The following is a 16258-nucleotide window of genomic DNA, read 5'->3' as shown; positions in this document are numbered from 1 at the left end:
CCCCGATCTTTGTCGAGTGATTTTGAAGAAGATGTTATCCGTGAATTTATTAAAAATCCAGTAATTTACGGCGCTGCGGCTTTACTCATGGTGGAGAAAAACGCCATATTGGGCAGATACGGTAGATTTGGAGGGAGATGACATTGAGGAAAGCATTTTTCGGATGGATGGTCGCGGCGGCGCTCGCGGCCCAGGGTGCGGCGGCGCAGGATGCGGAAAGACGGATCTACGTCACCGGGGTCGGTGAGGCGCAGGTGGTGCCTGATGTCGCAACCCTGACGATCGGTGTGACCCGTGAGGAGCCGTCCGCACGCGAGGCCATGGAGGGCGTGGCGGAGACGATGACGGAGCTGTTTACCGCGCTGGACAGCCTCGGCATTGCGGATGAGGACCGTCAGACGAGTAATCTGACGCTGCGGGCGGTTGAGCGGAACCGGGGCAACAGCAACGGTGATGATTTCAAGGGGTTTGTGGCCCGGAACATGCTGACCCTGACCGTACGGGATGTGGAGGCACTTGGGGCCGTTATCGATGGACTGTCCCTGTCAGGGGCGAATGCCATCCACGGGATCTCGTTTGACGTATCGGAGCCGGATGCGCATCTGACCGAGGCCAGGAAGGCGGCGGTGGCGGATGCAACGGCAAAGGCGCAGACCCATGCGGAGGCTGCGGGCGTGACGCTGGGGCCGGTCATGAGCATTCGGGAAAATCAGGGTGGGTATCGCCCGGTGATGCGGGCTGCCCGGTCGGAAATGGCGATGGACATGCCGGTTGCCGAGGGAACCGTGGGTCTGTCGGTGACCGTGGATATGGAATTCGCGATTGAATAACCGCTGAGGGTTGCCGTGGCGGCCGGGTTCACGACCGCCACGCTTTTTAGATTACTCGGCAGCGGCCAGGGCCTGGTCGAGATCGCGGATCAGGTCGTCGGCATCCTCGATACCGATGGAGAGCCTGATGACGTTCGGTGAGGCGCCCGCCGCTTCCTGCTGCTCCGGGGAGAGCTGGCGGTGCGTGGTTGAGGCGGAGTGGATTACCAGGGACCGGGTATCGCCCAGATTGGCCACATGGCTGAAGAGGTCCAGCGAATCCACGACCTTGACGCAGGCGTCGTAGCCGTCCTTGAGCGCTACGGTGAACAGGGCACCCGCACCTTTGGGATAGAGGCGCGCGACGCGCTCGGCATAGGGCGAAGTGGGCAGGCCCGCATAGGTGACATGGTCAACCCGCGGATCGTTTTCCAGCCAGCTTGCGATTTTGACTGCGTTCTGGACGTGGCGCTCCATGCGCAGGCTGAGCGTTTCCATGCCCAGAAGCGTCTGGAACGCCGTCTGCGGGGCCATTGTCATGCCAAGATCGCGCAGGCCGATGGCAATGCCGTGGAAGGTGAAGGCGAGCGGGCCGAAAGTTTCGTGGAATTTCAGGCCATGATAGGCGGTTTCCGGTTCGCTGAGGCTTGGGTATTTGCCGGACGCCGTCCAGTCGAAGTTGCCCGAGTCGATTACTGCTCCGCCGGTGACCGTCCCGTTGCCGGTGAGGTATTTGGTGGTGGAATGCACGACCAGCGTGGCGCCGTGTTCAATGGGCTTGCAAAGCCAGGGCGTCGCGGAAGTGTTGTCGACGATCAAAGGCACGTTGAGGGTTTCCGCCACCTTCGCCACGGCGGGAATGTCGGTCACATAGCCGCCGGGGTTGGAGATGCTTTCGCAGAAAATGGCTTTGGTGTTTTCGTCCGCTGCCGCCGCAATGGCGTCGGTGTCGTCAAAATCCACGAATTTCGCGGACCAGCCGAAGCGCTTGATGGTCTGGGAGAGCTGCGTCACCGTGCCGCCATAAAGACGGGTGGAGGCGATGACGTTGTCGCCCGGCTGCATCAGCGGGAACAGGGCCATGATCTGGGCCGCGTGGCCGGAGGAGCAACAGACGGCACCAACACCACCCTCAAGGGTCGCCAGACGTTCCTGAAGAACGGCAACCGTGGGATTGGTCAGACGGGAATAGATGTAGCCGACCTCCTGCAGGTTAAACAGGGCGGCGGCGTGATCGGCATCGCGGAACACATAGGCCGTGGTCTGGTAGATCGGGGTCTGACGTGCGCCCGTGGCGGGGTCCGGTCTGGAACCGGCATGGATCTGCAGGGTCTCGAAACCGAGCGGTGTGTCTGACATTTGTTTTTGCTCCCGGAAGTTTGTTTCCGGGAAGCTATGTCAGTGGCGGGAGATAGGCAACACGGGGTTTGGAACCTGCTTTGGCGTTGTGGTGGTGACAGTTACGGCCGGTTGGAGGAATTTTGGTTGCGGCTCCGGTTTCGTTACTCCGCCTTCCAACCGTCTATATAGTCCCAAGCCTCCTCGGCGGTTTCGACGTAGCGGAACAGGTCGAGGTCTTTGGCGGAGATGGTGCCGGCCTCAACCAGGACTTCCAGGTTCATCGCGCGTTCCCAGAACTCGCGGCCAAACATGACAATGGGGAGTGGCTCCATCCGTTTGGTCTGAACGAGGGTCAGGGTCTCGAACAGCTCGTCGAAAGTGCCGAAGCCGCCTGGGAACACGGCCACGGCGCGGGCGCGCATCAGGAAGTGCATCTTGCGGATGGCGAAGTAGTGGAAGTTGAAGCTGAGGTCGGGCGTGCCGAAGAGGTTCGGGACCTGTTCGTGGGGCAGGACGATGTTGAGGCTGATTGAAACACCGCCCGCATCCAGCGCACCGCGGTTGCCGGCCTCCATGATGCCGGGGCCGCCCCCGGTGCAGATGACGCCCTCGCAGTTGCCCGACGCAACGGAGCGGATTGTGCCGAGGCGGGCAAACTCCTGGGCCTGGGCGTAGTATCCGGTCATGGCGGCAAGGCCCGGGTGTTCGGTGCTTTCGGCGACCTCGGGCGCGGGGATGCGGGCGCTGCCCAGCATGGCGACGGTTGAGGTGATGCCGCGCTCAATCATCGACATCTCGGTTTTCAGCAGTTCAAGCTGGAGCCTGACCGGGCGCAGCTCGTCGCGCTGCAGGAATTCGGGGTCAGCAAATGCAAGCCGGTAGCTGGGGCTGGCCGTCTGTGGCGTTTCCGGCATTTCCCGGGTTCTGCGGAGATCCTCGCTGGCATCGGGGAAACGGCTTTGACGTTTGCTCAGGTCGGTCATTTGCTGCCTTTGCTGAAATCCAGGGACTGAGATTGCCAGCCAAGCGTTAACTAATTATAGCTGCCCGCGAAACCGAATTCAGCGCATCTGCAGAGGCCCCCGATGGATCAGACCCGCCGTACCGAACTGGAAACCGCCATTGAGGCAGCCTGGGAAATCCGGGACACGATCACACCGTCGACCGGTGGCGACGTGCGCGAGGCGATTGAGGAAACACTCAATGCGCTGGATGGTGGCGCGTTGCGGGTGGCGGAACCGACCGAAAGCGGTGAGTGGCATGTGAACCAGTGGGCCAAAAAGGCCGTTTTGCTTGGCTTCCGCGTCAAGGACATGGCGCCGCAATCCGGTGGTCCGCAGGGCGGAACGTGGTGGGACAAGGTCGACAGCAAGTTCTTCGGCTGGGGCGAGAGCGAGTGGACGGCGGCGGGTTTCCGCGCCGTGCCAAACTGCGTGGTGCGGCGGTCCGCGCATATCGCGCCGGGCGTGGTTCTGATGCCGTCCTTTGTGAATCTTGGCGCGTTTGTTGATTCCGGAACCATGGTGGACACCTGGGCAACGGTTGGCTCCTGCGCGCAGATCGGCAAAAACGTTCATCTGTCCGGCGGCGTTGGCATTGGCGGTGTTCTTGAGCCGATGCAGGCCGGGCCGACGATCATTGAGGACAACTGCTTCATTGGCGCGCGCTCCGAGGTGGTTGAGGGCTGCATCGTGCGTGAGGGCTCGGTGCTTGGCATGGGTGTGTTCATCGGAAAATCCACCAAGATCGTGGACCGCGAAACCGGCAATGTGAGCTATGGCGAGGTGCCGTCGGGCTCCGTGGTGGTCGCGGGTTCGATGCCGTCCAAAAACGGTATCAACCTCTATTGCGCAGTAATTGTGAAGCGCGTTGACGCGCAGACCCGTGCGAAGACTTCGATCAACGATCTGCTGCGCGACTGATCCCTGGCGTGAGCGGAAAGAAGACACAGAAGGTCTATACCCTTGTGGTGCAGGTCGGCCGGAAAAAGGGGGATGGCCTGCCCAAAAAGGCGACCGGAGCGGGGCTGTTGTGCTACGCGACGGGCGTTGACGAGGATGAGGCCGTCCGGGAGGCTGTGGCGCTGCTCAAGTCGGCCGACATGAACCCGCTCGATGTGACGGGTTACGGGACGCTGGAGGATCGCGAGGCTGAGGAGCCGGTGCCGGAGGAGGAACGGGCGCTGATGGCGCGCGCGCTCGACGAAAACGCGGTCATCGTGGCGGAATGCACGCCTTTTTTTGACGGGGACGCGGCATAAGGCGCGACTGTGACGCGGATCAGGCCGTGATTGTGTCGAGCAGTTCGGGATCCTCGGAGGCCCGGACGACCGAACCGTGGTTTTGCGTGTGCTCGATCAGGGATTTTGCATTGAGAAGAATGGTGCGGAGTTCCGGCTCCTTCACCTTGCGGGCGGCTTTCGCGGGGTTGAACCACTCGGTTTTGCGCTGGCCGGATTCCGGATAGCGTTTAAGCTGCTCCTTTACCTCGAGCGGGAAAACCTTGACCACGCAGCGGACGGCGCGTTTGCGGTTCAGGCGTTTCCGGTAGGTGTAGAGCCCGACGCTTTGCGGGTTGATGTCGCCGCGGACGCCGGCCTCTTCCCAGGCTTCCCGTTCGGCCGCCCCGGCAGTGGAGCGGTTGCTCATGGTCCAGCCCTTGGGGATGACCCAGCGTCCGGTCTCGCGGCTGGTGACCAGAAGCACCTTGATTTTGTCCTTCGCGGTGTACCGCCAACACAGGGCTCCGACCTGAAGGCGCGCGGGTTTCACGCAGCTTGATTTCGCGGCTGCACGGAGCTTCTTGCGGGTGCGTTTGGTCAGTTCTGGCGACATGGTACCTGGCGAATCGTTCTGAAATGGGCCGGTGTCGCTTTAGGGGTTAGTGTTTACCGTAATAAATGCCAACCACATGTTCGGCACGTGCGAAAAAGAGCCATCGAAGTAATACCATTCCGGCGATGTGGCTCACTACGGCGAGGCCGAATGTCGTGTGGCCGTTGTGGAATACGCCGATCAGAAAAAGTGGAACCGGAATGGCAAGGGTCATGCCTATTATATTGATCTTGTGCGCATGTTTCCGGCCGATCACGTAGACCATTTCCTTCAGCAGGTAGTTCTGGCCGGTATGGGGCGGTGCAAGCTGGCGCAGGCGGCCGAATTTTCCAAGACCGGTTGCCGTTGCAATATTACCATTCGCCCGGGAAAAGCGGCCCTCGCCCTGGACACTGTCCAGAATCAAAACGACGCCCAGCGACAGGATGATCCAGAACGACGCGGTCATGCCTGCGAGCAGAGCGCCACCGGAGAGGGAGGCCAGCAGGAACACGACCGGTGTGAGCGGCGAGTGCCAGCGGGGAACCGTTTTCATCTGGGTGTAGATCATGGCGGTGGAGAACACCGTTGCCAGGGCGGCAAGAGCGGCGAGCGCGCCAAGGGTGCCGGACCGGACGCCACCGAAGACCCAGATCAGCGAGAACAGGGCGAAGAGCAGCATGGTCACAATGGCCAGGATGCCCTCGCGGCTGAGCCAGGAGCTGCGCCACTGGGTCAGGGCTTTGGGAGCGCGTTCCGGGTGGCCAAGGTGGAACAGGCTGGACAGGAGGCCACCTCCGGCAAGGCCGAGCGCCATGAGGCAGAATGTCGCGGCGATCCAGCCCTCGACATCGACGGCGCCGAGGCCGAGCCAGATCATGAGCCCGAAGCCGAGGCCCGAGAGAACCGTGAATGTGATTATGGACGGTGCCGGATGCATGGAATCAGATCTTTGACAGGGTTCGGTCGAGCCAGCCGAGGAAGCCGCCCTGGGCTTCCGGCACCGGATCGAGCAGCGGCGCGAGAATGTCGGTTTCCTCCCGCGTGCGCGGGGGAAGGTATTTGTTGACCGGGCGGGTTTCCTGTTCCGGCATCAGGTCGAAACCGCCGCGTTTTTGGACCAGTTTGGAGACGTCGCTGTCCGGATCGGAGAGGTCACCGAAATGGCGCGCTCCGGCCGGACAGGTGCGGACGCAGGCGGGCTGGCGGTCCTCTTCCGGCAGGTTGACGTTGTAGATGCGGTCGACGCAGAGCGTGCATTTCTTCATCACGCCGGCGGAGGCGTCGAGCTCGCGTGCACCGTAGGGGCAGGCCCAGGCACAGAGGCCGCATCCGATGCAGTCGTCCTCATTGACCAGAACGATGCCGTCCTCCTCGCGCTTGAGGCTGGCACCGGTCGGGCAGACCGTAACACAGGGCGCGTCGGCGCAGTGGAGGCAGGATTTTGGGAAATGGACCACACCCGGCGCGGAGCCGTCCTCGGGCACGTACTCGTAGGAATGGACGCGATTCAGAAAGGTGCCAACCGGGTCGGCGCCGTAGGGCTCCTGGTCGGACAGCGGCGCGCCGTAGCCATTGGTGTTCCATTCCTTGCAGGCCGTCACGCAGGCGTGGCAGCCGACGCAGGTATCGAGGTCGATGACGAGGCCGAGGGATTTTCCTGTGGATTGGGGCAGGGAGGTCATTTCAGCCACTCCTCGCCCTGACGCAGGACGTCCGGACCGTAACCGACCGGCGATTTCTGGTCCGAAACCTCGGGGGCCGTGCGTTTCTGCGGTCCGGCGCGCTCAACGCGCACGCGCAGGTCGTACCAGGCCGCCTGACCGGTGACGGGGTCGGAATTGGACCAGCGGAGGCCGTCGCCTTTGGGTGGAAGGAGTTCGCTGATCAGGTGATTGAGCAGGAACCCGCGTTTGGCCTCCGGCGCGTCCGGATCAAGCGCCCAGGCGCCGCCGCGTTTGCCGATGGCGTTCCAGGTCCAGACCGTGTTGGGATTGAGCGCGTCCATGCGCGCGGCGGGCACGGTGATTTTGCCGTGGGCGGAGATCACATGCGCCCAGTCGCCATCCTCAAACCCCTGGGCGTCCCATATTTCGCCAGGTATGTAGAGTGGGTTTTCGCCATGGATCTGGCGCAGCCAGGCGTTTTGATTGCCCCAGGAATGGTACATGGCGGCGGGGCGTTGTGTAACGGCATGCAGGGGATAGTCGCCTTTGTCGACCAGGTCGTCCCCAAACGGCGGATACCAGATCGGGATGGGCGACATGGCCTGTTTCAGCTGCTCGCGCACGTTGTCCGGTGGCTGGTGGTCGCCGCGACCTTCTGCCGCGTTCTGAAACTTCGCCATGGGTTCGACGTATAGCTGGAACAGGTAAGGTGCGGGTTTGTCGCAGAGGCCGCGTTCGACGGCCCAGTTCTGGTAGCCCTCGTTCCAGGGTTTGAAGTAGCTCGCTTCCTCCGGCACATGGGCGCCCCAGAAACCGCCGTTTTTTATGTAGGCCTCGATCTGATCCGGGTTGGGCTCTCCGCGCCCGTTGCTGTCGCCGTCCGGACCGCGAAAGCCCGCGAGAGGGCCCACACCGGCGCGGCGCTGGTGGTTCACGATGTAATCGGCGTAATCCTTGTAAACCGCATTGCCATCGGCTTCGACCATACCCGGCAGGCCGAGCCGAACGCCGAGGTCGATCAGGACGGACTGGAAGCCGCGCACGTTGCGGTCGGGCTCCACCACGGGCCAGCGGATGGCGTCGGCCATGAGGTCAGGCTCGCCGATGGGACGGTCCAGGATGCTGATGCAGTCGTGCCGCTCAAGGTAGGTCGTGTCTGGCAGGATCAGGTCGGCGAAGGCCACGGTCTCCGACGAATAGGCGTCGGAGTAGATGATATGGGGGATTTTGTATTCGCCGTCGTCGCGTTTGGCCGTGAGCATGTCCATGACCTGGGCGGTGTTCATGGAAGAGTTCCACGCCATGTTGGCCATGTAGAGGAAGAGCGTGTCGATCTCGTAGGGGTCGCCCGCGACCGCATTGGCGATTACCATGTGCATCATGCCGTGGGCGGACATGGGGTTTTCCCAGGTAAACGCCTTGTCGATGCGTTTCGCGGTGCCGTCCTCATTGACGCCGACATCCTCGGGGCCGCGCGGGTAGCCGAGATGGGGGCCGTCGAGGGGCAGGCCGGGTGTAACCTTGAAATGTGGTTTGGGATGGCCCTCAACGGGGCGTGGATAGGGGGGCTTGAAGCGGAAACCGCCTGGCGTTTCGACGGAGCCCAGAATGAGTTGAAGCAGGTGGAGCGAACGGCAGGTCTGAAAGCCGTTGGAATGGGCCGATATGCCGCGCATGGCGTGGAAGCTGACCGGCCTCCCGACCATTTTGTCGTGTTTCACGCCACGAAAATCGGTCCAGGGCCGGTCGAGCGTTACGGTTTGTTCAAATGCGACATGGGCCAGTTCGGCGGCGGTTTTGCGGATGCTCTCCGCTGACACGCCGCAGGTCTCGGCCACCGATTCGGGAGCGTATTTGGCGTCGAGATATTCGCCCGCCATAAGCTGGAACACGGGAACCGCGTGGGTTGGTCCGATATTGACGGCCCCATGCAGCGAAGGTTTGGCATCGGGCGTGTCCCAGGGAACGGCCCTGTGTGTTTCCCGGTCGAAAATCAGCTCGCGGCCCTCTTCGTCACGCATGAAAAGGCCGTAATTGGGGGACTTGGGATCACGGTCGACCAGATGGGCGGCATTGGTGTAGCGCAACAGATAGTCGAGATCGATTTTGCCGGACGCCATCAGGACGTGAACGAGGCTGAGGATGTAAAGGCCGTCCGTGCCCGGTGTGATGCTGACCCATTCATCCGCTATGGCGTTGTAGCCGGTGCGGACGGGATTGACGCCAATGACCTTTGCTCCGCGGCCTTTTAGCTGGCCCAGACCCATTTTTATCGGGTTGCTGTCGTGGTCCTCGGCCACGCCGAAGATCATCAGCAGTTTGGTGTGTTCCCAGTCCGGGGTGCCGAACTCCCAGAAGGATCCGCCCATGGTGTAGATGCCGGCGGCGGCCATGTTGACGGAGCAGAAGCCGCCATGAGCGGCGTAGTTGGGTGTGCCGTACTGCTGCGCCCACCAGCCGGTGAAGCTCTGTGACTGGTCGCGACCGGTGAAAAAGGCGAGTTTCTCGGGGTGTTTCTCCCGGATCGGGGCCAGCCATTCGGTGGCAAGCGTCAGGGCCTCCTCCCAGGAAATCTCTTCGAACTCGCCGGAGCCGCGCGGACCGGTGCGTTTCATGGGCGCACGCAGCCTGGCCGGGGACAGGTGCTGCATGATGCCGGAGGAGCCCTTGGCGCAGAGCACACCACGGTTTACGGGATGGTCGCGATTGCCTTCGATGTGCCGGACTTTTCCGTCCTTCATGTGCACGTCTATTCCGCAGCGGCAGGCGCACATGTAGCAGGTCGATTTGCGTACCTCGTCCGATATTTTCGGATTGGGGTCAAAATGGTTCAAGCCGGTATTCTTCCCTGTTTTTTATCCAAGGATGTTGTCCGGCGGGGAACAGCGCAAGCGGTTTTCGGTCTGGACAGGTATTTTTTTCCAGCTGGCCTAAGCCTGGGCCTCGTTTGTTCCCGATTTGGCGGTCAGGCAGGAACAAAAATCCACAAAAATGAGACTTTAGTTTCCCCGGCCGTAAAGCTATCAGACCGGTGCGGTCGCGATGTCGGCCGGATTTAAGGGACAACTGATTTGGAAACCTGGGCACTTTTGGCCGTCGGCGCGGCGTTCATGCAGAACGTGAGATCCGCGCTGCAAAAGACCCTGACGGGGCGGGTCAGCGTGCTCGGGGCGGCCTATGCGCGGTTCATTTTTGCCGCGCCCTGGGCGGTGCTGCTGTTTATCGGGTTTTCCCTGGTGCGTGGTCTGGGCGTGCCGGACATGTCCGCGTCGTTTTTTCTTTGGATGCCGCTGGGTGGGCTGTGTCAGATTTCAGCCACACTGTTGCTGCTGCACCTGTTCACGCTTCGGAATTTCGCCGCCGGGAATACCTTCATGAAGACCGAGACGGTTCAGGCGGTGCTGATTGGTCTTGTGCTGCTTGGGGATCGGGTGTCGCCCGCCGCAATGACCGGGATCGTTGTTAGCCTTGTCGGGGTGCTGCTGCTGTCGCGGACGAGCGGACTGGCCGGGGGTATCTGGAGCCGGGCGACCGGTGTCGGTCTGGCCTGTGGCGCGATTTTTGCCCTGTCGGGGGTGGCTTATCGTGCGGCGGGGCTGGCGCTTGAGGGGGATGGAGGTTCGTTTCATCATGCAGCGTTTACGCTTGCCTGCGTGACGGTGCTACAGACAGTCGTGATGACGCTCTACATGCGGCGCAGGTCGCCCGGAGAGGTCGGGAACGTGCTGGGGCAATGGCGTATTGCGCTGCCGGTTGGCGTATCGGGGATGCTGGCGTCGTTCTGCTGGTTCTCCGCCTTTGCGCTTATTTCCGCGGCTCATGTGAAGGCGGTGGGTCAGATTGAACTTCTGTTCAGCTACCTGACGTCCCGCATCGTGTTTGGGGAAAAGCCGGGTCTGGTGGAGACGATTGGGATGATCCTCGTCGCGGTTGGAATTGTTGTTCTGGTATTGAATCCCTGAAGTCGCGGGGGCAGAGTGACGGCCACCGGCGCCGCCGGTCGCGCAGACCGAGGAGATCAAAATGAACTGTGTTTTCATTCAGTTGCGGTGCAGCCCTGGGCGGACCTACGAGGTTGCCGATGCCATCTATGACCTGGAATTTGCGTCCGAGCTGTTTTCGACATCCGGCGAATATGACCTGATCATGAAGGTCTATATCCCCGATGGTGAGGATGTCGGGCGGTATATCAACGGGAAAATCGTCAACATACCGCATATTGACCGGTCGCTGACGACACTCACGTTCCGGGCGTTCTGACCGGTATGGACTGGGACAACGCCTACGCGAATATCGCGAATATTCCAGGTGGCGAGGAGTTTCCCGCCGTGTGGCTGGAGCGCTCATCGGGTTTTCGGGATGGCATGGCGACTGATCGCATGCGGTGCAATCTGTCGTACGGGCCACATCCTCGAGAGGTGATGGATGTGTTTCTGCCCGAAGGCGTGTCCGGTGGTGTCGCCGTGTTCGTGCATGGCGGGTACTGGCTGAAGTTCGATCAGAGCGTTTTTTCGCATCTTGCCGAGGGCGCTCTGGGGAATGGCTGGACGGTGGTGATGCCGGGGTATCCGCTGGCGCCGGAGGTCCGGGTTTCCTCAATCACGCAAAGCATTGCCCGCGCGGTCACGCGTGTCGCGGAGGATTTTGATGGGCCGATCCGTCTGGCGGGACACTCGGCTGGCGGGCATCTCGTGACCCGGCAGATCTGCGCGGACAGCTCTCTGGCGGCGGCGGTCACTGAACGCATTGCGGGAATTTTTAGCATCAGTGGGGTGCATGATCTGCGCCCCATGCTGAAGCTGGCCATGAATGCCGAACTGCAACTCGACATGGCGGAGGCAACCCGCGAAAGCCCGGCGCTTCACGCGCCTCTGGAGAGCTTTGACGTGCATGCCTGGGTCGGGGACGACGAGCGTCCCGAATTCGTCCGTCAAACCACCCTCTTGGCCAATATCTGGTCCGGGTTTGACATGAGGATGCGACAGACGATTGAATCCGACCGTCACCATCTCGACGTGATTTCGGGGCTCGATGCCCCGCATTCGGGTATTACAAAGGCGTTACTTGGCCTTTGAAACACCCCTTCGTGTGGATCAGGCGAGGTACGGGCCGAAGCAGTGCTGTACGACACCGTTGCGTGTCAGGCCCATGGAAGCCAGTTCCTCGTCGGATTTCTGAAGCAGTTCAGCGGCTTCGCGGGCTGCCTGGCCACGGCGGGAATGCTGCTCGCACCAGGTGATCGCGGTCTCGAACTTTTCACCGATGGTGGACAGGATGGATTTCGTCTGCGGATCGTTTGTGATGACGCTCATGGGGTAAACTCCTTACTCTCAAAACTCCTGTTGCGTGTAATATGGACCTCAATGTTGCGTCGCACAATCCGGAGTTCCCGCAACTCCGCCATGCGTTTTTTGCAGTGCGGCAGGGAAATCCGATAAGTTTTTGTTTGATATTTTGTGGTTAACGACTGACGCACGCTGCGCTGCGGTTACCGGACGGGGGTCAGAGCGTGTTCTTCCAGCAGTTCCATCGGTATCACGGAGAGGGCGGATTGATGCGTACTGGCGAGAATTACCTTCGGCGCGGTACCGAAGTCGGCCGCCTCAAGCCAGCGTTCCGCGCAGAGACACCACCTGTCGCCCTCGCGCAACCCGGTGAAGCCGTATTCCGGTCGTGGCGTGATCAGATCGTTGCCACGCAACCGGGAATAGATCAGAAATTCCTCAGTCACGCGGACACAGACGACGTGTTTGCCGCGGTCCATCGGGCCGGTATTGCAACACCCATCGCGGAAATAGCCGGTTTTCGGGTCGAAGCCGCAGGGTTTCAGCGGGTCGCCATACACGTTCAGCGAGGGGGCGCGGTCTTCCTGCATGATCTTTTCGGTTCCTGGGCCTGGGGTGTTTCGGGGCATCCTGGCCTGGTGCGCCGCGAGTGTCCATCGCCGCGGATTTCAGGTAAGTCCTGGTTCACACTCCGGTGCCATACTGGCCAACGCCATTGAACCGGTGGCGACGCAACGCTAGATGTTAAAAAGACTTAGTAATCCGACACCACGGCGATGGTGGTTTATCATGACCCTTCGAGCCGACAGTTCCTGAGACATATTCGATTGAGACAGCCCCTGCCAGGTAACCGAGATTTCGTGCCGCTTCCCCGGACCCTGACGGGGCTTGTGGGACTGATTGCAATTATCGAGATCATTCTGACCATGTCCGATGAGGGCCTTCTCTTTGGACGGGGTCTGCGGTTGGCCGTGTTCAATACCGGTGCGTTCTGGTCGCCTCTGTTGCGTGGGGTGGAGCCGATCTTTGCGGCACAGCCCTGGTCGATGTTCATCAGTCATGCGGTGCTGCACGGCGGATTTTTACACATGGCGATGAACATGGCGGTTCTGCTGGCGATGGGCCGGTTTGTGTCTGATCGATACGGTAGCGGTGTGATCCTGCCGCTGTTTTTCCTGGGTGCCATCGGTGGCGGTGCCATGTTCGGTCTGTTGTCGGCCTCTCCCGCACCTATGATCGGGACATCGGGGGTGGTGTTTACATTCCTTGGCGTCTGGATTGTCTGGGACTGGCGCAGGCATGCGCGGGCGCGGCTATCAACACGTCCGGTTATGACGCGGGTGTTGGTTTTGGCCGGGTTGAACGTGGTGTTCTTTTTCGCTTTGGCCGGTGGACTGGCGTGGGAGACGCATCTGGGCGGCTTTATCGTCGGTCTGATTGCCGGTCTTTGGCTTGAAAACCGCGAAGAAGCGCGGGTGGTTGCGCGCAGGCGCGGGCTTTGAGGCTGCATGGTGCGGCTCCCCTGGCAGCCGCGCCACAGTGCATGAATTAATCCTCCCTCAAGTGAAAACCGTTTTGCGGATGGTCGGTTTCCGGGCACACTCGGATTTAGCAGACAGTTTGCACCGGATTTCCAGGGGAGGGGAACCATGGGGAAAACAGTCCTTGGTGTTCTGAGCGCCGCAGCTATTTTCGCGGCGACCAGCGCGCACGCGGTGGTTCTGAACCACTACACATCGCTGTCGATTTTTGGCGACAGTCTCAGCGATCCTGGAAACCTGTTTGCCGCCACCGGTGGCGCTGTTCCGGCCAACCCGCCGTATCCCAATGGGCGGTTCACCAATCTCGAGGTCTGGGCCGAGCCGGTAACACGCAGTTTCACCGGTGCCGAGCTTCACGCGCGCAACTACGCCTTCGGTGGTGCGAATGCGGTGACCAATGATGACGCGGTGCCCGACCTGGAAATGCAGCTTGGCATGGCTTCGGCGACGACACCGGAGCAGTTCGGCTCGAGGCCGATGCTGATGACATTCGTCGGAGCCAATGACGGCTTTGACATCGTTGGGTTGGGGACGAACAAAGACGTGACGGCCACCGCGGTCAATGCGGCCAATACCACCATCGGGTCGCTGGGTGCGTTTTCCGCCGGGACCGGTGTGCGGGATCTGGCGTTTTTCAGTCTTCCCGATCTTGGCATGACGCCAGCTTACGGCTCCAATGCCGCGCTGTCGGCCCAGGCATCGCTGTTTTCGGACACGTTCAATGCCACTCTGGACGCGGGGATCAGTAACCTGCGCGATGGCGGTTTCAATGTGCTGAAATTCGATACGCAGGCGGTTTTTGACAGGTTCAATGAGGACCCGTCGGCCTTCGGTTTGGCCTCCACGACCATTCCCTGCGTTATCCCGGATGTTCGGATCTGCTCGGCGGATGAGGCGAAAACGCTTCTGTTCTATGACGGCGTCCACCCCAACAATGTGGGTCATGAAACGGTCGCGGGCCTTGTGCAGGATCAGATCGCGCCGGTTCCGCTGCCACCGTCTTTAGCATTTGTGCTGGCCGGATTTGGGGCGCTGCTGCTGGCCGCGAGGAAGCGCCCGGTTTAATTCCCTTCAGTCCGTGTGACCGATGACCTCGAACCGGTCCACGTCCACCATGCCGTGATCGGTGATCTTTAGGTGGGGAATGACCGGCAGGGCAAGGAAGGCGAGTTGCAGGAACGGTTCTTCCAGTTCCACGCCCAGATCGCGAGCGGATGCACGTAAAGCTTCCAGTCGCGTCCGAACCTCCTCGAAGGGCTCGAGGCTCATCAGCCCGGCAATGGGGAGCGCGAGTTCGGCCTGGACCTTGCCGTCCCTCACGACCACGAACCCGCCTTCAATTTCGGTCAGGCGGTTGACCGCGATGGCCATGTCCTCATGGTCCATGCCAACCACGGCGATGTTGTGGTGGTCGTGGCAGACGGTGGAGGCGATGGCGCCGGATCTCATGCTGAAGCCCCGGACAAAGCCGGTGGCGATGTTGCCGTTGCGTCCGTGGCGTTCGACGATTGAGATTTTAGCGAGATCGCGCGCGGGGTCGGGCAGGATCTGACCGTTTGTTGGCTCGATATCCTCGACCAGGTGTTCGGTGATGATCCAGCCCGGTACAATTCCGATGATGTCGGTCCTGGGTGAGTTGGCGCGGTACTCGAAGCTTTTGGCGGTAACCTTGCTGGCCTTCACGCTGTGGCGACCCACGGGTTCGATGTGTTCCCGGTCAGCAAACGCGGCGTCGTTGATTTCCTGACCGCCACTGAAGACCATCGACGGCCTGCACTCCTCAAGGCTGTCCAGCACGACAATATCGGCCCGTTTGCCGGGGGCGATCAGGCCACGGTCCTTCAGCCCGAAAGCCTCCGCGGCCGAGATGCTGGCGGCTCGATAAACCGCGAGCGGTGACGCGCCGGCGGCAATAGCCGTGCGGATCATGTAGTCAAGATGGCCGTGCTCACCGATGTCGAGCGGGTTTCGGTCGTCGGTGCAGAAGGCGATATAGGGCGAGTTGGTCTCGGTAATGATTGGGGTCAGGGCGTTGAGGTCCTTGGAGACGGAGCCCTCGCGGATCAGGACGCGCATGCCCTTGCGCAGTTTTTCCAGCGCCTCCTCTGCCGTGGTGGCCTCGTGTTCGGTGCGGATGCCGGCGGAGATGTAGCCGTTGAGGTCGCGGCCCCGGAGCTGTGGCGCGTGGCCGTCGATATGTCTGCCGCGGAACGCCTCCAGTTTGGCCATGCATCCGGGATCCTGGTGGAGGACGCCGGGAAAGTTCATGAATTCCGCGAGACCGATGACTTTCGGGTGGTACATGAGCGGTACGAGGTCCTCGGCGGGGATTTCCGCCCCGGCGGTTTCCATCGCTGTCGATGGCACGCAGCTTGAGAGCTGCACGCGGATGTCCATCACGGTGCGGGAGGCGGCGGCGAGGAAATATTCGATGCCGGCGACGCCGACGACATTGGCGATCTCATGGGGGTCGCAGATGGCGGTGGTCACGCCATGTGGGCTGACACAGCGGTCAAATTCGACGGGCGTGACAAGTGAGCTTTCGATATGCAGGTGGGTGTCAATAAAACCTGGCACGAGGGTTTTGCCGCTCACGTCAACAATTGTTCGTCCCTCGTAGTCGCCGCAGGTTCCCACGATTGTGTCGCCGCAGATCGCCACGTCGCCCTCAAGGTAGCCGCCGGTGACCAGGTCGAATACACGTCCCCCGCGCAGAACGATGTCGGCGGGAACGGCGCCGCGGCCCTGGGAAATGAGTGACGAGAGGGGCGTTTGCGTCATTTGGAGCTTCCCTGCGTTGCG

The 16258-nt window shown here is 61.3% G+C and carries 17 protein-coding genes; 8 read left to right on the top strand and 9 right to left on the bottom strand.

What is annotated here, in order from left to right:
- The first annotated feature begins 143 nt into the window (after positions 1-143).
- Entirely contained in the window at positions 144-830 is a 687-nt protein-coding gene (locus ACP15P_RS00280; RefSeq protein ID WP_424926489.1) for an SIMPL domain-containing protein, read from the top strand.
- Between the two features lie 51 nt (positions 831-881).
- Here the strand turns inward: ACP15P_RS00280 and ACP15P_RS00275 are convergent, their stop codons facing one another.
- Together ACP15P_RS00275 and ACP15P_RS00270 are read right to left on the bottom strand one after the other, a co-directional pair.
- Positions 882-2168, bottom strand: a complete 1287-nt coding sequence (locus ACP15P_RS00275; protein WP_424926488.1) for an O-acetylhomoserine aminocarboxypropyltransferase/cysteine synthase family protein — start codon at positions 2166-2168, stop codon at positions 882-884.
- 143 nt (positions 2169-2311) lie between these two features.
- Positions 2312-3133, bottom strand: coding sequence for an LOG family protein (locus ACP15P_RS00270; RefSeq protein ID WP_424926487.1), 822 nt, complete (start codon positions 3131-3133; stop codon positions 2312-2314).
- 102 nt (positions 3134-3235) lie between these two features.
- Here ACP15P_RS00270 and dapD point away from each other — a divergent pair, with 102 nt between their 5' ends.
- The gene (gene dapD / locus ACP15P_RS00265; protein WP_424926486.1) at positions 3236-4072 is read left to right on the top strand and encodes a 2,3,4,5-tetrahydropyridine-2,6-dicarboxylate N-succinyltransferase; all 837 of its coding nucleotides are present in this window, start codon (positions 3236-3238) and stop codon (positions 4070-4072) included.
- Positions 4073-4080: 8 nt separating this feature from the next.
- Positions 4081-4410 (top strand): hypothetical protein, encoded by a 330-nt coding sequence (locus ACP15P_RS00260; RefSeq protein WP_424926485.1) that lies wholly within the window; start codon positions 4081-4083, stop codon positions 4408-4410.
- A 19-nt stretch (positions 4411-4429) separates the two neighbouring features.
- On the opposite strand, the gene ACP15P_RS00255 is transcribed toward ACP15P_RS00260, so the two are convergent.
- Genes ACP15P_RS00255 through ACP15P_RS00240 form a run of 4 tightly spaced genes read right to left on the bottom strand, consistent with a single transcriptional unit; the run spans position 4430 to position 9404 of the window.
- Positions 4430-4984, bottom strand: coding sequence for an NUDIX hydrolase (locus tag ACP15P_RS00255; protein ID WP_424926484.1), 555 nt, complete (start codon positions 4982-4984; stop codon positions 4430-4432).
- Positions 4985-5030: 46 nt separating this feature from the next.
- The gene (locus ACP15P_RS00250) at positions 5031-5903 is read right to left on the bottom strand and encodes a dimethyl sulfoxide reductase anchor subunit family protein (protein WP_424926483.1); all 873 of its coding nucleotides are present in this window, start codon (positions 5901-5903) and stop codon (positions 5031-5033) included.
- Between the two features lie 4 nt (positions 5904-5907).
- Positions 5908-6648 carry a 4Fe-4S dicluster domain-containing protein gene (locus ACP15P_RS00245; RefSeq protein ID WP_424926482.1) on the bottom strand — a complete coding sequence of 247 codons (741 nt, stop codon included), beginning with the start codon at positions 6646-6648 and terminating at the stop codon, positions 5908-5910.
- The gene (locus ACP15P_RS00240; RefSeq protein WP_424927277.1) at positions 6645-9404 is read right to left on the bottom strand and encodes a molybdopterin oxidoreductase family protein; all 2760 of its coding nucleotides are present in this window, start codon (positions 9402-9404) and stop codon (positions 6645-6647) included. Before ACP15P_RS00240 ends, ACP15P_RS00245 begins: the two co-directional genes overlap by 4 nt.
- A gap of 297 nt (positions 9405-9701) precedes the next feature.
- Here ACP15P_RS00240 and ACP15P_RS00235 point away from each other — a divergent pair, with 297 nt between their 5' ends.
- From ACP15P_RS00235 to ACP15P_RS00225, 3 genes are all read left to right on the top strand, one after another.
- The gene (locus tag ACP15P_RS00235) at positions 9702-10592 is read left to right on the top strand and encodes an EamA family transporter (RefSeq protein WP_424926481.1); all 891 of its coding nucleotides are present in this window, start codon (positions 9702-9704) and stop codon (positions 10590-10592) included.
- A 61-nt stretch (positions 10593-10653) separates the two neighbouring features.
- Positions 10654-10890, top strand: coding sequence for an Lrp/AsnC family transcriptional regulator (locus ACP15P_RS00230; RefSeq protein WP_424926480.1), 237 nt, complete (start codon positions 10654-10656; stop codon positions 10888-10890).
- A gap of 5 nt (positions 10891-10895) precedes the next feature.
- Positions 10896-11705 (top strand): alpha/beta hydrolase, encoded by an 810-nt coding sequence (locus ACP15P_RS00225; RefSeq protein WP_424926479.1) that lies wholly within the window; start codon positions 10896-10898, stop codon positions 11703-11705.
- 18 nt (positions 11706-11723) lie between these two features.
- Here ACP15P_RS00225 and ACP15P_RS00220 read toward each other — a convergent pair whose 3' ends face one another.
- Both ACP15P_RS00220 and ACP15P_RS00215 read right to left on the bottom strand, forming a co-directional pair.
- Positions 11724-11942, bottom strand: coding sequence for a hypothetical protein (locus ACP15P_RS00220; RefSeq protein WP_424926478.1), 219 nt, complete (start codon positions 11940-11942; stop codon positions 11724-11726).
- 176 nt (positions 11943-12118) lie between these two features.
- A complete protein-coding gene (locus ACP15P_RS00215; protein WP_424926477.1) occupies positions 12119-12505 on the bottom strand; it encodes a DUF2237 family protein in 387 nt (128 codons plus the stop codon).
- A gap of 237 nt (positions 12506-12742) precedes the next feature.
- Here ACP15P_RS00215 and ACP15P_RS00210 point away from each other — a divergent pair, with 237 nt between their 5' ends.
- On the top strand, positions 12743-13417 hold the full coding sequence (locus tag ACP15P_RS00210) for a rhomboid family intramembrane serine protease (protein ID WP_424926476.1): 675 nt from the start codon (positions 12743-12745) through the stop codon (positions 13415-13417).
- 147 nt (positions 13418-13564) lie between these two features.
- Positions 13565-14521: an SGNH/GDSL hydrolase family protein gene (locus tag ACP15P_RS00205; RefSeq protein ID WP_424926475.1), complete on the top strand. Its 957-nt coding sequence runs from the start codon at positions 13565-13567 to the stop codon at positions 14519-14521.
- Between the two features lie 6 nt (positions 14522-14527).
- Here ACP15P_RS00205 and ade read toward each other — a convergent pair whose 3' ends face one another.
- On the bottom strand, positions 14528-16237 hold the full coding sequence (gene ade / locus ACP15P_RS00200; protein WP_424926474.1) for an adenine deaminase: 1710 nt from the start codon (positions 16235-16237) through the stop codon (positions 14528-14530).
- Positions 16238-16258: the final 21 nt, after the last annotated feature.

It is taken from the genome of Amaricoccus tamworthensis (genome assembly GCF_049800875.1).
GTDB classification, from domain to species: Bacteria; Pseudomonadota; Alphaproteobacteria; order Rhodobacterales; family Rhodobacteraceae; genus Amaricoccus; species Amaricoccus tamworthensis.
Note: the sequence above shows the minus strand (reverse complement) of the source record. Positions and strands in the feature narration are given on the sequence as shown.

Excerpts from the sequence above, each read along its gene's own strand:
- ACP15P_RS00220 (WP_424926478.1), bottom strand. The coding sequence starts at position 11,942 with ATGAGCGTCATCACAAACGATCCGCAGACGAAATCCATCCTGTCCACC.
- dapD (WP_424926486.1), top strand. The coding sequence starts at position 3,236 with ATGGATCAGACCCGCCGTACCGAACTGGAAACCGCCATTGAGGCAGCC.
- ACP15P_RS00250 (WP_424926483.1), bottom strand. The coding sequence starts at position 5,903 with ATGCATCCGGCACCGTCCATAATCACATTCACGGTTCTCTCGGGCCTC.
- ade (WP_424926474.1), bottom strand. The coding sequence starts at position 16,237 with ATGACGCAAACGCCCCTCTCGTCACTCATTTCCCAGGGCCGCGGCGCC.
- ACP15P_RS00215 (WP_424926477.1), bottom strand. The coding sequence starts at position 12,505 with ATGCAGGAAGACCGCGCCCCCTCGCTGAACGTGTATGGCGACCCGCTG.
- ACP15P_RS00270 (WP_424926487.1), bottom strand. The coding sequence starts at position 3,133 with ATGACCGACCTGAGCAAACGTCAAAGCCGTTTCCCCGATGCCAGCGAG.
- ACP15P_RS00230 (WP_424926480.1), top strand. The coding sequence starts at position 10,654 with ATGAACTGTGTTTTCATTCAGTTGCGGTGCAGCCCTGGGCGGACCTAC.
- ACP15P_RS00240 (WP_424927277.1), bottom strand. The coding sequence starts at position 9,404 with ATGTGCGCCTGCCGCTGCGGAATAGACGTGCACATGAAGGACGGAAAA.
- ACP15P_RS00255 (WP_424926484.1), bottom strand. The coding sequence starts at position 4,984 with ATGTCGCCAGAACTGACCAAACGCACCCGCAAGAAGCTCCGTGCAGCC.
- ACP15P_RS00225 (WP_424926479.1), top strand. The coding sequence starts at position 10,896 with ATGGACTGGGACAACGCCTACGCGAATATCGCGAATATTCCAGGTGGC.
- ACP15P_RS00275 (WP_424926488.1), bottom strand. The coding sequence starts at position 2,168 with ATGTCAGACACACCGCTCGGTTTCGAGACCCTGCAGATCCATGCCGGT.
- ACP15P_RS00245 (WP_424926482.1), bottom strand. The coding sequence starts at position 6,648 with ATGACCTCCCTGCCCCAATCCACAGGAAAATCCCTCGGCCTCGTCATC.
- ACP15P_RS00205 (WP_424926475.1), top strand. The coding sequence starts at position 13,565 with ATGGGGAAAACAGTCCTTGGTGTTCTGAGCGCCGCAGCTATTTTCGCG.